This window comes from Pedobacter aquatilis (assembly GCF_032678425.1).
GTDB lineage: Bacteria > Bacteroidota > Bacteroidia > Sphingobacteriales > Sphingobacteriaceae > Pedobacter > Pedobacter aquatilis_B.
On the sequence record NZ_JAVTSG010000003.1, the window covers coordinates 520,596 to 542,915 of the forward strand.

Annotated in this window: 13 protein-coding genes; 1 reads left to right on the forward strand and 12 read right to left on the reverse strand. The window is 35.5% G+C overall.

The genetic code is table 11. From position 1 onward, the window contains the following. Window positions 1-18: 18 nt before the first annotated feature. From R2Q16_RS12265 to R2Q16_RS12315, 11 genes are all read right to left on the reverse strand, one after another. Window positions 19-1,335, reverse strand: coding sequence for a gluconate:H+ symporter (locus tag R2Q16_RS12265; protein ID WP_316737402.1), 1,317 nt, complete (start codon window positions 1,333-1,335; stop codon window positions 19-21). Continuing rightward, complete coding sequence (locus R2Q16_RS12270; protein WP_316737405.1) at window positions 1,336-3,633, reverse strand: family 20 glycosylhydrolase; 2,298 nt, start codon at window positions 3,631-3,633, stop codon at window positions 1,336-1,338. 19 nt (window positions 3,634-3,652) lie between these two features. Continuing rightward, the gene (locus tag R2Q16_RS12275) at window positions 3,653-5,287 is read right to left on the reverse strand and encodes an alpha-L-fucosidase (protein ID WP_316737406.1); all 1,635 of its coding nucleotides are present in this window, start codon (window positions 5,285-5,287) and stop codon (window positions 3,653-3,655) included. A gap of 63 nt (window positions 5,288-5,350) precedes the next feature. Further along, a complete protein-coding gene (locus R2Q16_RS12280) occupies window positions 5,351-6,880 on the reverse strand; it encodes a SusD/RagB family nutrient-binding outer membrane lipoprotein (protein WP_316737407.1) in 1,530 nt (509 codons plus the stop codon). 10 nt (window positions 6,881-6,890) lie between these two features. Next, complete coding sequence (locus R2Q16_RS12285; protein WP_316737408.1) at window positions 6,891-10,214, reverse strand: SusC/RagA family TonB-linked outer membrane protein; 3,324 nt, start codon at window positions 10,212-10,214, stop codon at window positions 6,891-6,893. Window positions 10,215-10,381: 167 nt separating this feature from the next. Beyond that, entirely contained in the window at window positions 10,382-11,401 is a 1,020-nt protein-coding gene (locus R2Q16_RS12290; RefSeq protein ID WP_316737409.1) for a FecR family protein, read from the reverse strand. A gap of 70 nt (window positions 11,402-11,471) precedes the next feature. Further along, window positions 11,472-12,059: a sigma-70 family RNA polymerase sigma factor gene (locus R2Q16_RS12295; RefSeq protein ID WP_316737411.1), complete on the reverse strand. Its 588-nt coding sequence runs from the start codon at window positions 12,057-12,059 to the stop codon at window positions 11,472-11,474. A gap of 188 nt (window positions 12,060-12,247) precedes the next feature. Then, the gene (locus R2Q16_RS12300) at window positions 12,248-14,392 is read right to left on the reverse strand and encodes a GH92 family glycosyl hydrolase (RefSeq protein WP_316737412.1); all 2,145 of its coding nucleotides are present in this window, start codon (window positions 14,390-14,392) and stop codon (window positions 12,248-12,250) included. A gap of 141 nt (window positions 14,393-14,533) precedes the next feature. Continuing rightward, entirely contained in the window at window positions 14,534-15,958 is a 1,425-nt protein-coding gene (locus tag R2Q16_RS12305) for a glycoside hydrolase family 125 protein (RefSeq protein ID WP_316737413.1), read from the reverse strand. Window positions 15,959-16,206: 248 nt separating this feature from the next. Continuing rightward, window positions 16,207-16,704, reverse strand: coding sequence for a hypothetical protein (locus tag R2Q16_RS12310; RefSeq protein ID WP_316737414.1), 498 nt, complete (start codon window positions 16,702-16,704; stop codon window positions 16,207-16,209). Window positions 16,705-16,756: 52 nt separating this feature from the next. Beyond that, window positions 16,757-18,157, reverse strand: a complete 1,401-nt coding sequence (locus tag R2Q16_RS12315) for a phage tail sheath family protein (protein ID WP_316737415.1) — start codon at window positions 18,155-18,157, stop codon at window positions 16,757-16,759. A 394-nt stretch (window positions 18,158-18,551) separates the two neighbouring features. Here R2Q16_RS12315 and R2Q16_RS12320 point away from each other — a divergent pair, with 394 nt between their 5' ends. Next, window positions 18,552-19,739: a DUF1624 domain-containing protein gene (locus R2Q16_RS12320; RefSeq protein ID WP_316737416.1), complete on the forward strand. Its 1,188-nt coding sequence runs from the start codon at window positions 18,552-18,554 to the stop codon at window positions 19,737-19,739. Between the two features lie 48 nt (window positions 19,740-19,787). Here the strand turns inward: R2Q16_RS12320 and R2Q16_RS12325 are convergent, their stop codons facing one another. After that, window positions 19,788-22,073: a GH92 family glycosyl hydrolase gene (locus R2Q16_RS12325; RefSeq protein ID WP_316737417.1), complete on the reverse strand. Its 2,286-nt coding sequence runs from the start codon at window positions 22,071-22,073 to the stop codon at window positions 19,788-19,790. Window positions 22,074-22,320 lie beyond the last annotated feature (247 nt).

Genomic DNA, 22,320 nt, shown 5'->3' on the forward strand with positions numbered 1-22,320 from the left:
TTTGTGTATTTTATATTATTAAGAGATAATTATGTTCAGTAATAAGATACCAAGCAAACCAATAAGACCTACAATAGATTCCATCATGGCCCACGATTTAAAAGTATCTTTCAAAGTTAAGCCGAAATATTCTTTAAACATCCAAAATCCGGCATCATTAACATGAGAAAACATTAAACTTCCTGCACCAACAGCCAAAACCATCAGATTAGGATTAGTATGGGTTTGCTCCATAAGCGGAACAATGATTCCGGCAGTAGTTAAACCTGCAACAGTGGCTGAACCTACGCAAAATCTAATAATTGCAGCAATCATCCATGCCAAAAATAGTGGCTCAGCCTTAATATGCTGTAAATAATCGGCAATTTGATTACTTACACCACTTTCAGTCAGAACCTGTTTTAACGCTCCTGAACCGGCAATTATCAGCAATATAAGTGCAATATCTTTCAGTGCTTCTGCATAAACGCCCATAATCTCGGTTATCTTTTTCTTTTGAGATAAACCGAGCAGCCAGGTTGCCACGATAAGAACAATCAACATCACAACAGAAGGATTACCTGCGAATAAAATGTAAGGCAACATGACCGAATCTTTTGCTAAAACCATCGGCAAAAATGAAGCGGCAGCCAATAATATTACTGGTAATAATGCCGTAAAAAAACTTTTAAATCCACTTGGTAACTCATTTTCTGCCATTTCCTTCGGCGTAAATGAAGCCAATGGACTTGCAGGAATTGCCTTTAAATATCGGGAGAATATTGGACCGCCGATAACAATTGCAGGGATGGAAACTGCTAAACCATAAAGTAAGGTTAAGCCCATATCTGCTTTAAATTGAATTACTAATGCCGCAGGCGATGGGTGCGGCGGTAAAAAACCGTGAGTAACGGACAGCGCCGCCAACATAGGTAAACCAATATAGAGTGCAGGCAGCTTATATCTGTAAACTACAGAGAAAATCAATGGTACCATAAGTACAAAACCAATTCCGTAATAAAGCGGAATTCCAATCAGGAAACCAGTTAAAACCATTGCCCATTGTATGTATTTTTCACCAAAAATATTCATGCTCACATGTGCAATTTTTTGTGCAGCACCGCTTTCGGCTACCAGTTTACCCAACATGGCACCAGCGGTGATTATAATAGCTAACGAACCCAATACGTCGCCCATTCCCTTTTCTATGCTTGAGGGAATTTTTCCCGGAGGTAAACCTAAAGCCAAACCCGCAACAAATGAAACGGCTATGAAAGATAAAAATGCATTGATTTTAAATACCGAAATCAGCACAATTAACAAAGCGATGCAAAGAAAAACGATTAGTATTGTCATTTAATTTATTATAATTTCATCAACCATTAACATAGCTTTTGAGCCGGCACCATAAAATCCGTTAGGTATAATTCCAATATTTGAGGCTTTTAAACGAACAAGCCTGGCTTTAATCGGTTCAAATTTATGCAGGGCAGAATTTATACCTTCTTGAGTAAATTTGGTTTGACGGGAAACTTCTTTGAAATTGCTGCCATCACTAGAAATTTCTACAGTAAGTTCTTTTGGCGGATGCATTTTTTGCCATTGATAGTTAAGGACATTGATACCAACTTCTTTAATACTTTCTTCTTTCCCCAAATCAACGGTAGCCTCAAAGTCGGTACCACTTAAACCTAACCATTCACCATTATTATACAAAGAAGAACCTTTTAAACCATTTACTAAAACCTGTTTATCGATATTATAATTACCAGAACCTAAATTTTTAATTGATATACTTTTGTTGGTAGCTAAATTATTAACGATTGCTTGTTCATACAATTTTCCAATTGCGCTTTTGCCTTTAAAAACCTTTGCTTTAAGCATTGTGGATTTGGTAAATTTTAAAGCTGACGTATATTTATTACTCGTAGTTGTGGGTTGAGCACCATTCGTAGTATAATGAATTTCGGCATTTGGCACATCTGTTTGAAGTTCAAAGCCCTTATCGGTAGCTTTTCCATTAACCTCATAAAATGAGGTGCTATAATTCATTTCCTTTAAAAACTTAAGGTTTGGCTGTAAACGACGCAGAAAGTCTTCGTAATTTCTATTTTCAGCAGTCGACCAAGCCATTTCTGATAAAGCAATAATTCTGGGGAAAATCATGTATTCGGCTTTCTTCTCGTCAGACATATATTCTGTCCATACGTTAGCTTGCACGCCTTTAATGTAAACTTGCTCTGCTGAACTCAATTCTCCAGGCATTGGTTCATACTCATAAACTTTTCTAAGCGGTAAATAACCACCCGCCGCAGTTTGTTCGCTTTTGTTTAATGATTGATAATAATCCAAATAAATAAATTTCTCGGGCGTCATAATCACATCATGCTTAAGTTTTGCTGCGGCAATTCCACCTTCTAATCCTCTCCAACTCATTACCGTTGCATCTGGTGCTAAACCACCTTCCAGAATTTCATCCCAGCCAATAATCTTTTTGCCTTTTGCATGGAGATATTTTTCCATCCGTGTGATAAAATAAGATTGTAGCTCATGTTCATCCTTAAGGTTTTCAGCTTTGATTCTTTTTTGACATTTCGGACAATCGTGCCACCTCGTTTTTGGGCATTCATCACCGCCAATGTGAATATATTTTGAAGGAAAAAGTTCGACAACCTCATCCAAAACACCTTCCAAAAACTTAAAGGTTTCCTCATTTCCTGCACAAAAAACATCATCAAAAACACCCCAAAAAGTTGCGGTTTCGTATGGACCGCCAGTACAACCTAAATTTGGATAAGCCGCCAGTACAGCCCTTGCATGTCCAGGCATTTCTATTTCAGGAATTGTGGTGATATTAAGTTCATCTGCATATTTTACAACATCCTTTATCTCACTTTGAGTATAAAAACCACCATATCGTTTACCATCAAAAGTATGCGGATTGAAACGTTTGTGCCCAATGAGGGTTTCATTTCTGTAAGCAGATTTTGTTTGCAATAGCGGATATTTTTTAATCTCAATTCTCCAGCCCTGGTCGTCCGTTAAATGCCAGTGAAAAGTATTAATCTTGTAAAAAGCTAAAACCCTAAGCCATTTTTTTATCGAAGCAACACTAAACATATGCCTTGCAACATCCAGATGCATACCTCTGTAAGCAAAACGAGGTTCATCTTTGATATCATATGCCTGCACAGTTATCAATTTGCCTTTCTTTTTAATCAGCTGAACTAGAGATTGCAAGCCATAAAATAAACCTGATTTATCCTTTGCCTTAATCTCAATTTTACTGTTAGAAATAGAAAGAAAATAACCTTCGGATTTAATCTTCAAAGTCGAATCGAGAATGAAATCAATGCTTTTCGAACTCATACTTCCTTCACCTGAAAGTGTAAAACCGCCTAAATCTTTTAAGTGCTGGTTTAGAAATTCAAGACTTACATTTTGTCCTTTTGGGAAAGATAACTTTGTATTGGCGGTTATGGTAAAATAACCTGTTTTCTTTTCTTCTTTTAGCGGTTTTGGAATAATACCAGAATCAGCTGAATCTTGCGCAAAACCATCATTAATATTCAATAGACTAGCTCCAAATATCAATATGATAGTAGTTAAAGCTTTGCTTAAAAAGGTAATTTTAGGTACCGAGATTTTTATCATAACGCCAATTATAATAAGCCTAAGGTAAGCTTAAAACTTTGTTTTCTCCCTCAATTACTACATTTTCTTGCTCAACGACAGCCTGATATTCAAATGAACCTTTTGTTAGTTTCAAAGTGCTTGTAAATGTTCCATCAGCATTAATGTTTAACCATGGACTCATTTTCCAGGCATCTGCGTAAAGTGTTTCAACCTGTCCGCGATAAGGACGATAATAAAATCTGGCTCTTTTTGGTTTGATATCTTTATAATTCAAAACCTTTGCTTGAAGCTGAACCCCAGTCGCTAAAACTTTGGAATTGCCAGTTTGCACAACTGCAGCTTCTTCAAATACAGGATTAACGTTTTCCAATTTGATAACTACAGGATTTGGCCAACGATGGTCATCGTAAATACGTTGCGCCTTAACTACAGAAACTTCCAATCCTTTATCCGTTTGCTTAAATTTACATGAAACATCTAGATTTGGTTTATACTCAATTATCTGACTATTTTGCCCCAATACACTTATTTTAGTGTTGTTTGAAGATTTAACAGAATGTAGTAAAAAACTTCTTCTTTCGCCCTCTTTCCAATCTTTTGAATCCATAACAATTGCAAATAGCGTATTAGAATTTTTCTTGGTGAAATAAATGTTATCTTCTTTACTCACCACCCAACTGCGCACATCATCCATCGCTTCATGGTTTATATAATACCATCCAGCCATTTCACGCAGGCGATTTTCCTGTTCATCAGCTAAAGAACCATTTGCTTTTGGACCTACATTTAGTAAAAGTGAACCACCTTTAGAACGAGCTTCAATCAGTAATTCAATTAATTGGGAACCCGATTTATAGCGTTCGTTTGTTGGTTGATATTGCCAAGCCGTACCCATAGTTATAGGTGATAACCAGGGTTGGATAATTTTTGCGCCTGGTAAAGTTTGTTCGGGCGTTAAAATGGCTCCGCGGGTAATTAATATATCAGCCTGCATTTTCCAGGCCGTTTCCTTTACCGTTTCCTTTGGGTCGCCATCGATAAATAACACATCGATTTTACCGTAATTTTGCATTAATTCTTCTGTTTGCTTACGGTTATATTCGGCATATTCCTTTTTAACCTTTTCATCTAAATTGGTAATGTTTCTGCTGATTGGAATTTTATGTTTGTATAGAAAGTTAAAATCCTCTGGCGAAAAATAAAAACCAACATCCAAGCCAGCCTCACGCGTAGCATTAACAAATTCCTTAAGTAAATCTTTTTTATAAGGTGTGTTGGTGATTTTGAAATCTGTTGTCTTTGTATCCCAAAAGCAAAAACCAGCATGGTGTTTCGTTGTAAAAACGATGTATTTCATACCTGCAAGTTTTGCTAATTCCGCAATTTCTTTCGGGTTGAAAGAGGAAGGATTAAAGGTTTTCGGCAAATCTCTGAAATATCGCTCTGTATAATCATCAGAAGCGCCAACTAAGGAATGGCTGATTACAACACCAAGCTGAACATCGACATTAAAATGAATAAACAAGCCTGCTCCTGTATTTCTGAGCCATTCTTCCCTTTCGGGTTTGTTTAAATTGTAACTACTAGAAGTTTCATCTTCTACCACATCATTTTTTTGTGCAGAAGCAGTTGTTGCCAGTAAGAGGCAAATAATTATTAATCGATATATCATTAAGCTAAAAAAAATAATCCCGCAGTGCAACCGCTATGCACCGCAGGATTTCATTATCAACAACTATAATTTATCCCACCAGATACGGGTTAAGAAATCGTCTGCGCCTTGACGAGCAACAGCAGCATCAAGCGAAGCACGATTTAAATTTTGCTCTGAAAGTGGATAGAGCATTCTTCTAAAGATTTTACCACCAGTGGCATTACCAACGTAAACTACCGGAACCAATGCAGGATAACCCGTTCTGCGGTAACTTGCAAAAGCTTCTTGCGCATCAGGGAATACCGCTAACCAAAACTCCGTGTAAATTTGCTGAAGCTTATTATCAAGCGTTCCAGCAGCATTTAATGGATGGTATTTAATGTAAGTATTGATTTGCAAATCACTGATTGCACCATCGCCTGGAGCAATAATTGCCCACTGTTTCATAGCCGCTCTAATTCCTGATTCGTAAAGTGTAGAGGCATTTCCAGTAAACCAACCACGTAAAACCGCTTCTGCTAAAAGGAAATTACTTTCTGCAGTGGTAAACAACAATTTTGGGCTACCTAAAGCTAAAACTGTTTTTTGGTTAGGCTCTGAATAGGTTACAAAATTTCCAGGTTTTGCATTTAAAGTTGCAGGCATTCCTTTTTGAATCGCCGCAGATGTATCAGCAACACCATTTACATAAACTACTGATAAAATTCCCAAACGTGGGTCTTTATTGTTTTTCATGTAAGTAATAAATGTATCCTGATATTTACCGCCTTCCTGATTACTCGTTCCATCAGCTCTTATGTAATCGCTGTTGTATAAATTTAAAGCAATCGGATTTTTATTGATGTCTTGCCCGGCAGCTAAGTAACTCATTTTGGCGATATCCACATCATCCGTAATTACACCACCCGCAATAGCTCTTTTAACCCAGGTTTCGGCAAGTGTAGCATCAACTTTTGTTAAACGCATACCTAAGCGAAGCATTAGTGAATAGGCAAATTTCTTCCATTTAACCGTATTGCCAGCGTAAATTAAATCGGCAGCTCCAAAAGTTGCCTTTGCAGGATTTAAACTTAAAGCCGCTTCATCAAGTTCTTTAAGTAAATCCAAATAGATGGCTCTTTGTGCATCGTAAGCTGGTTTGTAGTTTGAATTTGTAAAACCTTGTACCGCTTCTGAATAAGGAATATCACCGTACAAATCGGTAATTCTGCTGTAACAATAAGCTTTCCATATACGAGCTGAAGCCAATAAATTTACTTGCTCTGGATTTGTTCTAACTGCATTGATAACTAATGCAATTTCATTAATTTCCTGATTGTAGGCTGCACTAAAAACTGCAGCAGATTGTTGACTTTGACTGGAAACATATTTAGAACCAAAACCGGCCACATCGTTAAAACTTGTGGTGTATTGCATGGTTCCAAGCAATAAGTTTAAATTGTTTTTTGCTCCATCGTATAACGATTTAGTGAAAACAAAAGCGGGTTGTATGTTTGATGAAGCTTCAGGATCAGTATTAATCTCCTGAAAATCTTTTGTGCATGAGGTTAAAGTTGCACTTAGCCATAACATGCAAATCGCTGCTTTATATTTGTTAGAGTACTTTTTCATTATTATAGCTTTAGAATTTAACCATTAAGTTCATACCGAAAGTGCGTGTTCTTGGTAAACCAATCGATTCAAAACCTTGTGCGTTACCATTCGTGTAACTAGATTCAGGGTCGAATGTATCCGTTTTCTTATATAGCGTTAAAATATTTCTGGCTACAAAAGATAAACTGGCCGATTGTATTTTAAGCATTTTAAAGTCCTTAACAGGAATATTATATGATAAAATTGCCTGACGTAATTTGATAAAACTTCCATCGTGAACAAAAAGCTCAGAGTAATTTCTCATATCGTTGTAGTAAGCTCTTAAACCACTAACCGGAATGGTTGCCGAGTATGGATTACCAGCTTGGTCTACCCCACTTAAAGCTAAACCATTTTCACGACCAGGCAAAGTGCTTTTCATTAAGCCCAAACGCGTTGCATAAACTTCTTTTACAGAGAATACTTTATTGCCAAATTTTCCATCAACAAGGAAACTTAAAGTAAAGTTACCTAATCTAAAATCTTGGTTTAAACCCATAGTTAAAGGCGGAACACCATCTCCAAGTTCTTGTAAACCTGTTGCAACGGGACGATTAGTCGTTGCATTATACACGATTTGTCCGGCATTGTTTCTTAGTATTTTCGTACCAACAATTGTTCCGTAAGAGCTGCCAACGGTTTGGTTGATGTAACCCCAGTTACCAACCGAATTGGCAACCTGAAAGCTGTTTGTACCTTCTACCAGTTTAATAACTTCACTTTTGTTATATGAAACATTGTAGCTAATGTTCCAGCTGAATTTCTCTTTAGAAATCGGGCTGCCACTTAATAAGAACTCAAGACCTTTATTGCTCAATTCACCAACATTTAAAACCGCGTTATTATAACCAGAGGTTGATGATATCGCAGCATTTAAAATATCATTTGTTGTTTTACGACTGTAAGCAGTAAAATCTAATCCTAACCTACCTTTAAACATTTTCAATTCGAAACCACCTTCATAAGTAGTAGAAGTGTATGGTTTTAAATTTTGGTTAGTGATATCATTCGTAGTTACATTTTGCAATGGCAAACCAGAACTTGGTACGTTGCTATACGTTAAATTGATTTTGTAAGGGTCGGCAGCACCACCACCAACTTCAGCCCAAGATGCTCTTAATCTAAAAATATCAACTGATGAAGGCATTTTCAAAGCATCAGAAAGCACCAAACTACCACCAACACTTTGATATAAAATACTGTTATTTTCAGGACTTAGTGTTGAAAACCAATCGTTTCTTGCCGTATAGGTTAAGAACAAAATGCTTTTGTAATCGAAATCTGCCGAACCAAATACAGAGTTTGTTCTAATTCTTTGATGCGTAGGAATTGTACTTGCTGTTGCAAGGTTTTTATAACTATAAAAGAATGGAATGGTAAATGTTGCGCCATCCATATTTAATTGCTTGTTTTCAAACCTACGGCTATTCGCACCCCCCAAAATCGAAATACCTATTTTATCCGCTATGCGTGTTTTATAGTTACCTGTAATTAACGCATTGGTTTCAGAAACATCAGATTTAATTCCAGAATATTGGCCGTTTGGAATGTAAGTATCGCCTGTAGGCAAAATATTTACATAGTTATAATTGTAAAAATCGCGGCTAATAACACCTTTTAAGCTGAAATTTTTAACAATATCATAAGTAATCGAACCTTGCCCAATGAAACGGTTTTTTGTATCGTTCTGCTGATATTTATTCATTACGAAATAACCATTCGTTGCAATACCTGCATCATTCCAAGGCGTTTGATTTCCGGCAGCATCATAACCTGGTGCTAACCATCTTACATCAACTGTGTTGGCAACTTCATAAGGTGTCCAGTTTGGATTTCCCAATGCATCACCAGCTAAAGTTCTGTTAAAACCTCTTTCAAGATTGTATTGTGCTAAACCTTCAACCTTAATTTTATCAGTTATTTTGGCATTAATGTTTAAGTTAGCCGTTTGGCGTTTAAATCTTGTGGTAGAAATAATACCCTTACTATCTAAATCGGCAACTGATAAACGGTAAACAATGCCATCCGTTCCGCCAGAAAAGGCAACCGTATTGGTAAAGTTTGTACCTGTAGAGTAGAAGTTTTTGATGTTATCTTTTACCGCACTATATGGATGACTTAAACCATCGGCAGCGATGTACATCGAGTTATCAATCTTCGCTCCGAACGAGAGGCGGCCTGTAGCGATTGCATCATTTTGATTTGCAGGTTTTACCCCATTTAAACCTTGTCCGTATTCGTACTGGTAGTCATTATCATTAATTGCATTTTCGATGGTGTACGTTGTATTATACTCAACACCAATACCCCTTTGCTTAACGCCTTTTTTCGTTGTAATTAAGATAACACCATTACTGGCACGAGAACCATAAAGTGCTGCAGCTGTACCACCTTTTAAAACGGTTATGGTTTCAATATCATCAGGGTTAATACTTCCGATACCATCACCTCTATCTACATTTGTCGCAAGTGTGTTGGTTGTGGCAGCTCCACCCGGCACAGTGTTATCAATAGGCATACCATTTACCACATAAAGCGGTTGGTTATTACCATTGAATGAACCATTACCACGTATAATTACCCGGCTCGAGCCACCCGGACCTGTTGAAAGTCCGGTGGCATTTACACCGGCAACCTTACCTGTTAGTGCATTTGCAATGTTATTTTCTCTGGCTTGTGTAAATTCCGAACCTTTAACTTCAGTTACGGCGTAACCCAAAGCTTTACTATCTCTTTTTATACCCAAAGCGGTAACCACAACATCATTTAAATTGCTGTTACTTTCCTGTAATTTAACCGAAACGGGCGCATCAAGGTTTGAAACTGGTAAATCAAGGGATTCATACCCTACGGACGCAATGGTTAAAACAATTGGCTGTCCTTTTAAATTTGCCGGTATGGTAATGCTAAATTGTCCTTGTGCATCTGTTGAAGCACCAGTTTTTGTTCCTTTAATGTAAACAGTAGCGCCAACAAGAGGTTCATTATCGCTCGCAGAAGTTACTGTTCCTTTAATTACATCAGCATAATATGCTTTTGCATCTACTATAACATATTGGGCTTCGTTAATTTTGTTAAAATCTAGTGATGAACCACTCAAACTCAATGTTAATGCAGTTTTTGCATCAGTTGCTGCATTTAGTTGGCTTTGAAAAACGTTACTGATTTTATTTTCCAAGATGCCTTCTTTATAAGCAATTTTAATATCGAATCTTTCTTTAATGAGTTCGATGGCATTTTTAAGCGAAATTTTATTTTCTCCTGGTATTTGCGCTTTATTAACCTTTTTGGTGTGCACTACGTTCCGGGCCATTAGTTGTGCAGAGCAAAACAAGGCGCATGCGCAGAACATCATAGTAAGACAGCAGTATTTCACCGCCTTGCTAAGGTAGAGTATTCTCATAATCTGTTTAGTTTAGTTGGTTGTCTAGTTGGTTTGTTGTTGTTCTCAGAATTCAAGCGCTTAAATTCTGAGTTTGGTTATTCTTTAATGGTAATTTTTTTATTATTGGTTTCTATACTTAAATGCAAGGTTGTTTTAAGGATGTGAATTAAATCGGTTACATTATTCACGTTAATTTCTCCTTCAACTTTTAGTTTTTTCAAATCTTCATTCACAGTAACTTTATAGCCTAAATCGTCTTCCAAAACAACGCACATTTCTTCTATAGTAGAATTTTTAAATACTAACTGATGATTTACCCATGCCGTTAAATGCTGTGTATCGGTAAGTTTTTGATGTGATAAAGCTGTTCCTTCAGTGTGTTTGATATAATCACCTGGTATCATTACAAATTGCTTTTTAACTTTAGCTGTGTCTTTGTAATCAATTCTGATTTTTCCACTTAACAAACCAACACTCGTTTTTTCGTGCCTGTTGCGTACATTAAAAGTGGTTCCTAAAACTTCAATATCGATGTCATTACTATGTACAATAAATTTTTCTTCAGGCTTGATGTTATTGGTATCTATATTAAGATGAACAACTTTAAATAATGCTTCTCCGGTAATCCAAACTTCTCTAATTCCACCCTTAAAATTTTTGGCATATTTAATTTCAGAATTACCATTTAAAGTTACTTCAGAACCATCAGGCAAAGCAATCGTTCTGATTTTTCCGAAATCAGTTTTTTGAATCTGATTAGCAGTAAGGCTTCTGTAAATTATAAAAGATAGAAATACCAATACAAAAACGGCAGCTATTCTTATAAATGGAGATAATTTGAAAATTTTGGTCTTCTGTTTTTTACCTGAGATAGAATCATTAATTCTCTCGAATACTCTTGGCTGGGCAGTTTCGTTATAGAAAGTTTCTTGTTTGCGATAAGAGAATATGGTTTTGAAAGCAGACTCAGCAATTTTTCTGCGCTGCGGATAATCATTTCTAAATTGATTCCAAGCTTCAGTATCATCAGGATTCTGCTCAATAACAAATGCTAAAAATTCATCGTCATTAAGAAAATCTTCAAAACTATAGTTTATATATTTAGAAAAATCCATATTGTGAAAGATGTTATACTCCCTATATACATGGACTACCCAAAATTATCCCTTCATTTTTAAAAAAAAATTAATTTATTTCTAAAAGTGCCTTTTTTGATGCCAAAACGCATAATACAATAAGCAAATCAGCGAGCTTTATTTTTTCCTGAAGTTTTGCAATAGCTTTGTATAGGAGTTTATATGTTGAATTGATATTTAAATTCATAATGTCTGCAATTTCTTCATAACTCAACCCCTCATAAAATCGTAAATAAACAATTTCCTGTTGTCTTGCTGGCAGACTCTGTACCGCTTCCTTTATTTTTCTTTGCAGATTTTTTTCTTGTTCATCCTCTATTAGAATGGTATCAAAAGAAACTTCGAAATTGAATGGGTAATCTTCATCAGCATCAATATTTACGAAACGTTGTTGTTTCTCCATTTTCCTAAACAGTAGATTTCTTAACGATTTATATAAATAATTCTTTACCGAAACGGGATTTCCCAGTTCTGTTTTTTTAGCCCAAAGATTAACGAACAAATCGTGTACAGCATCCTCGATTAAGCTTGCATCTCTGGTAAATTTATAGCCGTAATTGTTGAGCAACTTAAAATAAGTATTATAAAGCTGCATATATGCATCCCAATCTCCCGCCTTGAAGGCGTTCCATTCCATATAACTGGTTTCATTATGTAGAATACTTTTTAGAGGCATAGGGGCAATTAGCTAAATAGCTTAGGGAGTTAAGCTATAAATAATTTTACAATCCTCAATATGTAAAATTTCTTTGATGTTTTTAGCAGATATAATAAAAAAAGCCTTTACAAAAATGCAAAGGCCTCAATCTTCTATTAAAATCTATATTAATTTGTTATTATTTCTACTTTGCCGCCGTTTTTAAATAAATCGTGCGATACAAAATAACCCTTGTTTAGTTTTCCGTCAACCTTAATAGTGGTTAAAGCTCTCCCCTTATTTGGTTTACTTATGGTTATGGTTTTACCATTGCTGGTTCGCCATTTAACTTCGTCAAAAAGAGGCGCAGTAACAATATATTCTGCATCGGTAGCCGAAAATGGATAAATACCTAATGCGCTAAAAACGTACCAAGACGACATTTCACCAGCATCATCCATACCGCATAATGCCAAACCATCATCACCAATTCCATACAATGTATTCATAATTGTATCTAATATTTTTTGTGATTTTTCTGGTTTATTGATGAAGTGATAAGAAAATGGCGCTTCATGGTCGGGTTGGTTACCGTGACAATACTGTCCAATCATCGTTTCGACATTTCTTGCAATATGATTCGGATTCCACGGAACGGTAAAAAGTGAATCTAACTTCGACTCAAAACCTTTAGCGCCACCGTAAAGTTCGATTAAACCATTCATATCATGCGGAGCAAAAAACGAAACTTGCCAGGCGTTTGCCTCTCTATACATATACTCGTAATACGGATACTGAGGATTAAATGGCGTAATCCAAGAACCATCAGCCAATTTACCTCGCATAAACCTGGTTGATGGATCGAACATATTTTTATAGTTTTTAGAACGAGCCATTAAAATTCTATAATTAGCTGTATCGCCCAGTTTCTTTGCAATTTGCGCAACAGAATAATCGTCGTAAGCATATTCTAACGTTTTTGAAACACCAGCTGCGGCTTTAGTTTCAACATGAGGGTTAGGAACATCAGGATCAGAAATAAATCCCTTTTTTATATATTCTTCTACGTGAGGTCTTGCTCCGCCTGGCGTATTGGCATTTTTTAATAAAATTTGATAAGTGCCTTTGATGTCAAAATTATCTATACCCCGAAGATATGCGCCTGCGATTGATGAAGAACCATGATCGCCATGAAAAAACGTTGGAATAAATCCTTTCTTGTCACCAACATCTTTCATCGATTTTATAACATCAAGCGTAACGTCAGGAGAAATCAAACCTAATAAAACATCCTTATTTCTATAAGTATCCCATAAAGATGGCTCCGTATAATAATTAAAATCTGCCTTTACAACTTTTTTATTTGCATCCGTAAATTCTCCGTTAACATCGCTACGCAAAGCTGGCCATAAAAAAGAGCGATACAAGCAAGAATAAAGCATAACTTTCTGCTTCTCAGTTCCGCCTTTAACTTGTATTGATGATAGTATTTTCTCCCATTTTGAAGTTGCTTCTTTGCGAATTTCATTGAAGGATTTTTTGCCAATCTCTGCCAAAACGTTTTGCTTAGCATTTTCTATGCTGACAAAAGATAAACCGATTTTAATTTCAACGGGTTCTTTATCTCCATCAGCTAAATGCGCAATGGCATAACCAGTTCTTTTACCTTCCTCAGTTTTATTTAATTTATCAATTTTTGCATTGATAATAGCATAGAAATAAACATTTTCACCACCTTGAAAACCTTTAATAATATTTGTACCCTCCTGTTCAATATTCCAAGTAGATACACGGCTATTGGCCTTGCCCATATCAAAAAGAATTTGCCTGTTTGCACTGTTTTTGAATTCGTATCTGTGATAACCGGCTCTTAAAGTAGATGTAAGACTAACGTTTACATCATAATCATCTAAATAAACCTGATAAAATCCCGGAGCTGAACTTTCTTTTTTGTGAGAAAACTTTGAACCAAATTTTTCACCAGGGTTAGACATTGGTAAAATTGGAATATTACAAAGATTCCAATGGCCCTTGTTTGTATGCGTAAAACCTAAAATTACTGAATCTTCATATTCATAACCCGCTCCTGAGCCATATTCTGTCATTGGGCTAAGCTGTACCATTGCATTTGGCAAAGAACTTCCGGGAAAAGTTAAACCTGCCCAAGAGCGCCATCCATCAGGCAATTTATAACCTAAAATTTTTGGGTCGGTTAAAGGTGCAGTACCAATAAATGTATTAACGTATTTGCTAAATGTTTGACCTTTTGAAGCCACTGCTCCAAAAACCATCAATAATATCGTACACAGAAATAGTTTGGTTTGGCTTTTCATAAAATGAATATATTTTGGTTGGAATATCGTGTTTCAAAAATGGTTTATTCAGGGTAAAAATGGCGTTCTCATTTACATAAATCGATTTATTAAAAGTAAAATAAAAAAGCCCGCTTCAATTTATTGAAGACGGGCTAACAATTAAACTTTTAAAAGGGCAGGTTTTTCATTGTAAGTTTTCCAGAGTAACTCACCAAATAAGGTATTAGACCATGCAAACCAAGAACGGGTAAACTTAGTAGGGTCATTTTTATGGAAACCTTCATGCATAAAGCCAGTACCAGCATGGGTTTTCTGTAAGGTTTCGATACACCATTTAATTTCTTTATCATCTGTTGAGGTTAATGCCCTCATAGTGATACTCATTGGCCAAATCATATCTTGCCCAACATGTGGACCACCAATGCCTTCGGCTGCTGTTCCCTTAAAGAAATAAGGATTATCAAGCGAAAGCGCAAACTTGCGTGTGTTTTGGTAAATCGGGTCGTCAAGTTTAACAGCTCCTAAATAAGGTAAACTTAACAAACTCGGTACGTTGGAATCATCCATTAAATAAGAGCTACCGAAGCCATCAACCTCAAAAGCATAAATTTTCCCATATTTTGGATGATTTACGATTGCATGTTTTTGAATGGCAGCACTCACTTCATCAGCAAGGTTTAGTAAATTACTTTCTAACGCAGCATCACTTTGCAAAGCTTTAATCATTTCTGCAGCTTGCTTTAAACTGGTTACCGCAAAGAAATTTGAAGGAATTAAGAATGGAAAGATAGTTGCATCATCACTTGGGCGGAAAGCCGAGCAAATTAAACCAACAGGATTTACCGGGAAACCGTAACCCGCCATAGGCAATGAATCCGTTGGGTGTGGCGTATTACGTTGGAAATGATAAGGTCCGTTATTCGTTTTACGTTGCTGCTCTTTAAAAGTTTTCAAAGTAGCTTCGATTCCTTTTTTCCAATTTGCATCAAAAGGTGCTTTGTCTCCGGTTTTTTTCCAATAGTAATAAGCCAAACGAATTGGGTAACACAAAGAATCGATTTCCCATTTACGTTCGTGTACGCCGGCTTGCATATCCGTACGATCAGTTTTCCACTCTCCTACTTTATTTGCATCACCATAAAAAGCATTTGCATATGGATCTTTCAAAACACATTGCGTTTGGTGACTAATTACACCGGCAATTAGTTTTTTTAATGGCTCGTCTTCGTTAACAAATTGCAAATACGGCCAAACCTGTGCAGAACTATCGCGTAACCACATTGCATCTATATCGCCGGTGATTACATAAGTATCAGGCTTGCCATTTTTATCAGAATAATAAACAGTAGTATCTAAAGTATTCGGAAAACAGTTTTCAAAAAGCCAATTCAGTTCAGGGTTTTTCACCTTACTTTGGAAAGTTTTTATTGCATTATCAACTGCTTTACTTTTAAAATGTCTTTTACCTTCAGCAACTCTTACTACAGGAAATTCAGGTGCTAATTCTGCGGCAAAAGAAAATTTTGAAGCCACAACACCAGCGCCTAATAAGCCTGTGTTTTGAATAAAAGTTCTTCTTTTCATAATTATTTTGTTGTGTGTTTATTTAGGTTGTACTTAATAATATTGCTGCTGCAATTTTGAGTACATCTGTTAGGTTTCTTAATTTCTCGGTTAGAACTAAAACAAATATATATTAAAATATTCTGAAGTTCAAAATCGAAAAAGCCAATTAAAGCATTCCTAAATCGTTTTTGTTGCAAGTACCAAATTTATTACAAGCATAGAAGGTATTTATGCTTTTGGGCAGGATTGAAATCTTTCTGTAGTTATTAGAACTCGACTACATTATTTTCAATGGAAGGATTTTTTGAACTAGTTTCATTTGATGCTACCTGAAGTAGCCAAATTTTTGCTGCTTCATTGAAATCTAAATGATTATTTTCTTCAGAGGCAAAACTGAAATTAATATTAAATGTATTTCTAACGATAAGCTCGGCAGTTTTATTGATTAAATTGCAATCGTTTTTTATAGATTGGACAAACTCAACAAAAAGGTTGAAATGGTTTTTGTAAAGAGAAAGCAAAATATTTGCAGGCTCGAAAATTGTATCTACCGGGAGCCATTGGGGCTTAAAACCTTTCATTAGATAAAATACCAAAGCTTCATAATCATTCATAAATTTTTCTAAACTATCGTAATTAATATCATAGCTTATCGGGTTTTTATGATAATTGGTTTCACTAAAAATCATGTTTTCAACCTGATTTGACGGCAATATTTTATTTAAATCGCCCTCTGTACTTTTGATGGATGATAATAAAATCATGGGTTTATGATTTAAGTTAGTTGTTAATTTTCTTCAGTGATATAAATTCATTTTAGTTAATCTGCATATTTAATTTTAATCTGATAATTATAAATTCTGCCGGTTTTACAGGAGCCAATCCAATTTCAAGTATTAGTTTGCCTTCTAAAATATCGATAGCAGTCATTGTTTTGCCTAAACCAATATTTACAAAAAAAGCATGTTCGGATTTAGAGCCCATTAAAGCGCCAGACCTCCACAGAATGGTTAAAAAATTCTCACACATTGCTTTTATTTTTAACCAGGTATTTGCATCATTAGGTTCAAATACAAATGGTTGAATACTCTTCTCTATACTCTCTTCTACAAAATTAAAAAGACGCCTTACAGAAATATATCGCCATTCGTTATCATTTCCAGCCAATGTTCTTGCACCCCATACCAATGTACCTTTCCCTACAAAGTATTTTATAAGATTAACTGATTTCCCAGTATGTACGTCTACATTAAAATTGCTTGAATATGAATCGGTAACTTTTGTAACTGGGGCAAGCGTAAGATTTAACGAAACATTTGCAGGCGCTTTCCAAACACCCCTATTATCATCAACGCTCCTCATAACACCTGCAATGGCTGGTGATGGTGGCAATTCGATTGTATGTTTGTGGATTTCGGATTTTATTAATTCGTATAAATTTTTATTTTCAATATCACATAGTGATGTACCATCTAATGCTCCCTTAATATCATTTACTAAATGTTTGATAATGATTTGACTTTCATCAATACAATAGTTTAAACTTGTATGCAACCAAGGATAATACATGCAACCGTATTTAAGGTTTTCCATCGAAACATCGCTACGCATTTTTTCCAAATCTGCAGAAACATCAGAAGAATTTATCCAAGAATTAAATATTGCAATCCTATCTCTCAACTTATTGCACTGCAAAAGCGCTAGATCATTAAGCATTTTATATCCCGATGATGTTTCAGTCTGATTAAAATGTTTATCAGTAAAAACCAGAATTGTAACCTCATCAACATCTTCAATTGCATTGAGACAGGCAATTCCATCATTATCATCGAAAGCACTACTATAATCCCCTGCTGAAACTACATAACAAGGGCCGCCACCATTTGCATAAAAAATTAACATGGCATAATACATGTACCTGCCACTAATAACTTCCTTTTTAATATTTACCTCAATTTGATGATTTAGAACATCAATTGGCTCATTTAAGATTGAAACTAAAAAAATAGAATGTTCTGAATTTCCTATACCAAAATAATGTTCGTAATCTGCTAGTGAAGAAATTTTTACAGGTACCGGACGATTATGCTCATCAATATTTTTGAATTCGGTCTTGCCTATAAATGCCGGAATTGCTGTATCAACTGGAGAAATCACAGGGGCTAATCTGCTAGTCTCTTGGATATAAACGCCTGGTGTTTGATATTGCTTAGACATCTCAAAATTCGTTTATAAAAACCAGTTAAGATACTAAACATAATATGTGTCTTAATTAGTTTTCTTAGGGATATTTAATGACTTACATAAACCTAAAAATTTATTTTTAAGGGTTATCAACATAATTTTAAAATTTTATCAACACACTCATAATCAAACAAATACATAATAAACGCTGTGAACGAATATTTTAATACCTTTTCATCAGTGATAAAGCATAGTTATTAACACCGCACGCTATACTCCTTTTAGGAATATATTCTTAATTATATTGTTTTTATAAATAATCCCATCTTTTTAAGTAGATATTTTCTTGCAATTATATAAAACTGTGTATCTTTAAATCTACAGCAAACAAATTCTAACCATTCCTAAACTTCTAGCCATCATTAAAATGAACGAAGGACAAATGCTTCTATCAAAAAGAATTGTTTCTATTGATATTTTACGGGGTCTTGTGATGGTGATTATGGCGCTAGATCATACCAGAGATTTTTTCCATATCGAAGCCATGACCAGCGATCCGCTTAACCCAGACACAACCAGTGGGATCCTATTTTTTACGAGATGGATTACACACTTTTGTGCACCAACATTTGTTTTCTTATCAGGATTATCGGCTTTTCTTTCGGCTCAAAATAAAACACACTCACAAGCTAGCGCATTCCTTTTTAAGCGTGGCCTTTGGTTAATTTTTGTCGAAATCGCAATTGTTACTTTGGGTTTAACTTTTAACCCAACATATAACTTCATAATACTTCAGGTAATTTGGGCTATTGGTTTTAGCATGATTCTGCTAGCTATTTTCAGTAGAATCTCTTACAGTTTGGTATTAATTATAGGGTTGATTTTAGTTTTCGGACATAACATTTTCAACCTTTTTCCTCCTCCTAAAGATGAAAGTATTAGTTTAATTTTGAAAGTATTCTTTACCGCCTTTGGCACCGTCGTTCCTTTAGGAGGTAATCATTTTGTTGGTGTTTTTTATGCAATTTTACCTTGGACAGGAATAATGTTTCTCGGTTATGCTGCTGGATTATGGTTTAGTAAAGATTACAATCCGGTAAAAAGGAATAGAAATTTGCTCAATTTTGGTGCTTTAGCTTTGGTACTTTTTGTCGCACTGCGTTTATTAAGCATTTATGGTGATCCCGCTCCGAGAAAAGAATATCATGATTTGGCTAAAAACTTATTGTCGTTTTTTAATGTGAGTAAATATCCTCCATCACTGCAATATACAAGCATGACGATTGGTGTGGCTTTGTTACTACTCGCTTTGATTGAAAGTGCAACCAATAAATTAAGCAAGGTACTTTCTGTATTTGGCTCTGTACCTTTCTTCTACTACATCTTACATTTCTATTTATTACACACTATTTTAATTGCTTTATTTTTCCTGGAAGGAAATACTACAGCTCAAATTATTCAAATGCCATTTTTCTTTCGTCCGGTTGCATTTGGATACAATTTATGGGTGGTGTATTCCATTTGGATTTTGGTTGTTGCTTCGCTCTACTATCCATGTAAGTGGTTCAAAAAATATAAAGCTACACACAACAATTGGTGGCTGAGGTATTTGTAAAACAAAGAAGCCCCGAAAATTTCGGGGCTTAGATGTCTATAGTATATTTTATTTCTTCGGCTTTGCTGACATATAGAACGTCAACTTTCCACCATTCGTTATATCACTGTGTTTAATTTGATAATTAGTAATTTCTTTACCATTTAAAACTACCTTTTGAACGTAAACGTTTTTAGGACTTTGTTTAATTGCCTCAACAGTGAAAGTCTTGCCATTCTCAAGGTTTAAAACCGCGTTATTTACCGCCGGACTGCCCAACGAATATACATCAGAACCTGGCGAAACCGGATAAAAGCCTAAAGATGAGAACATATACCAGGCACTCATTTGACCGCAATCATCATTTCCACCTAACCCATCAGCTGTAGGTTTATACTGCATATTTAAAATGTGGCGAACTTGTGCCTGAGTTTTCCATGGCTGTCCAGCCCAATTGTAAAAATACGCAATATGATGCGCAGGCTCGTTTCCGTGTACATAACCACCGATTATACCTTCGCGTGTAATGTCTTCTGTATGTGCAAAAAATTCATCTGGTAAATGCATCGTAAATAAAGTATCTAAACGCGATGCAAATTTTGCTTTTCCGCCCATCACTTCAATTAACGAAGCTGGATCATGCGGAACAAAGAAACTGTAGTTCCAACTATTACCTTCAATAAAACCTTGTCCTTCTGTGTCTTTCGGGTCAAATGCTTTTTTGAATGTTCCATCAGCTAATTTCGGTCGCATAAAACCTGATGCTGCATCCCAATTATTTCTCCAATTGTTCGAACGTTTGGTAAATTCGTTATAAACGTCCATTCTGTTCAGTTTTTTTGCCAATTGAGCAATCGCCCAATCATCATACGAATATTCAAGATTATTAGAAACAGAAACTCCGCTTTTATCGGCTGGAATAAATCCTTTATCAATATAGTATCCAATGCCTTCATAATCGCGATGGTTTGCCGTTGCAATACAAGCGTCCAAAGCTTTGTTTGCATCGCCATTGTAAGTTCCTTTTATAATTGCATCAGAAATAACAGATACACTATGGTAACCACTCATGCACCAATTATCGTTGGCATAGTGCGACCAAATTGGAAGCATTTTCAAACTACTCTGGTCAAAATGCGCCATCATCGATTTTACCATATCATTACTTCTTCCCGGCTGCATAATATTAAAAAATGGATGTAGTGCACGGTAGGTATCCCAAAGAGAAAAAGTTGTGTAATTTGTAAATCCGTCAGCTTTATGAATGCCTTGGTCTAAACCCTTATACTCTCCATTTAAATCTGTATAAACGGTTGGATTTATAAATGCATGGTACAATGCAGTGTAGAAATTAATTTTGTTGTCGTTAGATGCATTCACCTGAATCTTATTTAACTCCTTATTCCAAGTGCTTTGAGCTTGCGACTTTACCTTGTTAAAATCCCAACCAGAAATTTCTCCTCGCATGTTTTGAAGTGCATTTTCTTGACTTACCGGAGATAAAGCAAACTTAATTTTAACCTGCTCCCCTTCCTCAGTATCAAAATCAAAAAACATTTTTAACTTTTTACCTGCAATTTCAGGGAAGTTTTTATCCTGATTAAATTTACCCCAGAAACCTCTGTAAGCTTGTTTTGCATCGTAACTTTTACGTCCATAACTTTTAAAAGGTTTAGAAAAACTCATCGCAAAATATACAGTTCTGGTTCTTGCCCAACCATTTGTTTGGCGATAACCTGTAACTAAAGTATCATTCACAACACGAACGTAAGTCCAAACGGTTTTTTCATCGTAATTGTAAATTCCAGCCATCAAATCTAAAATAATGTGCGATTGATCGGATTTAGGGAAAGTATATTGATGCATACCTACACGGGTTGTAGCGGTTAACTCTGCTGTGATGTTATCATCATCCAGCTTGACTTTATAGTAACCAGCTTCAGCTACTTCATTTGCATGAGAATATGCAGAGCGATAACCTGATTTAGGGTCACTAGCTGTACCCGGATTTAATTGCAGTTTGCCCTGAGTTGGCATGATTAAAAAATCGCCTAAATCTGAGTGGCCTGTACCGCTAAAATGGGTATGGCTAAAGCCAGTGATGGTTTTATCTTCGTATTTATAACCAGCGCAATACTTATAAACATCGCCATTGTATTTTCCGTTTACTTCGTAAGATAGTGTATCAGTTTCAGGACTAAGTTGTACTGCACCAAACGGAACCGTAGCACCAGGATAAGTATGGCCCATTTTTGAAGTTCCAATTATAGGCTTAACATATTGAACCAAATTCTGCTGCGCCGAAGCAAAAAACGCCGAAAACAGTAAACAAGGCAGAATAATTTTTTTAATCATATCAGTTTTAAAATTTAAAAATTCTAAGGTATTAATTTATCTGTAATTGATAAGATAAAGATAAACTAAATCGATTAACTATCTAAAAAAATACAAAGCTTTATTTAGATGTTTTGAAAAGCAATTGTAGTGCTTATCGGATGTTATAGTCTTGCCAAATGTTTTAATCTTTCAAGAATAATCAATTTTAAGATTAATTTATTTTTAAAAATCATTATCAATAAAATTCCCCTGCTGATTTGCTTTC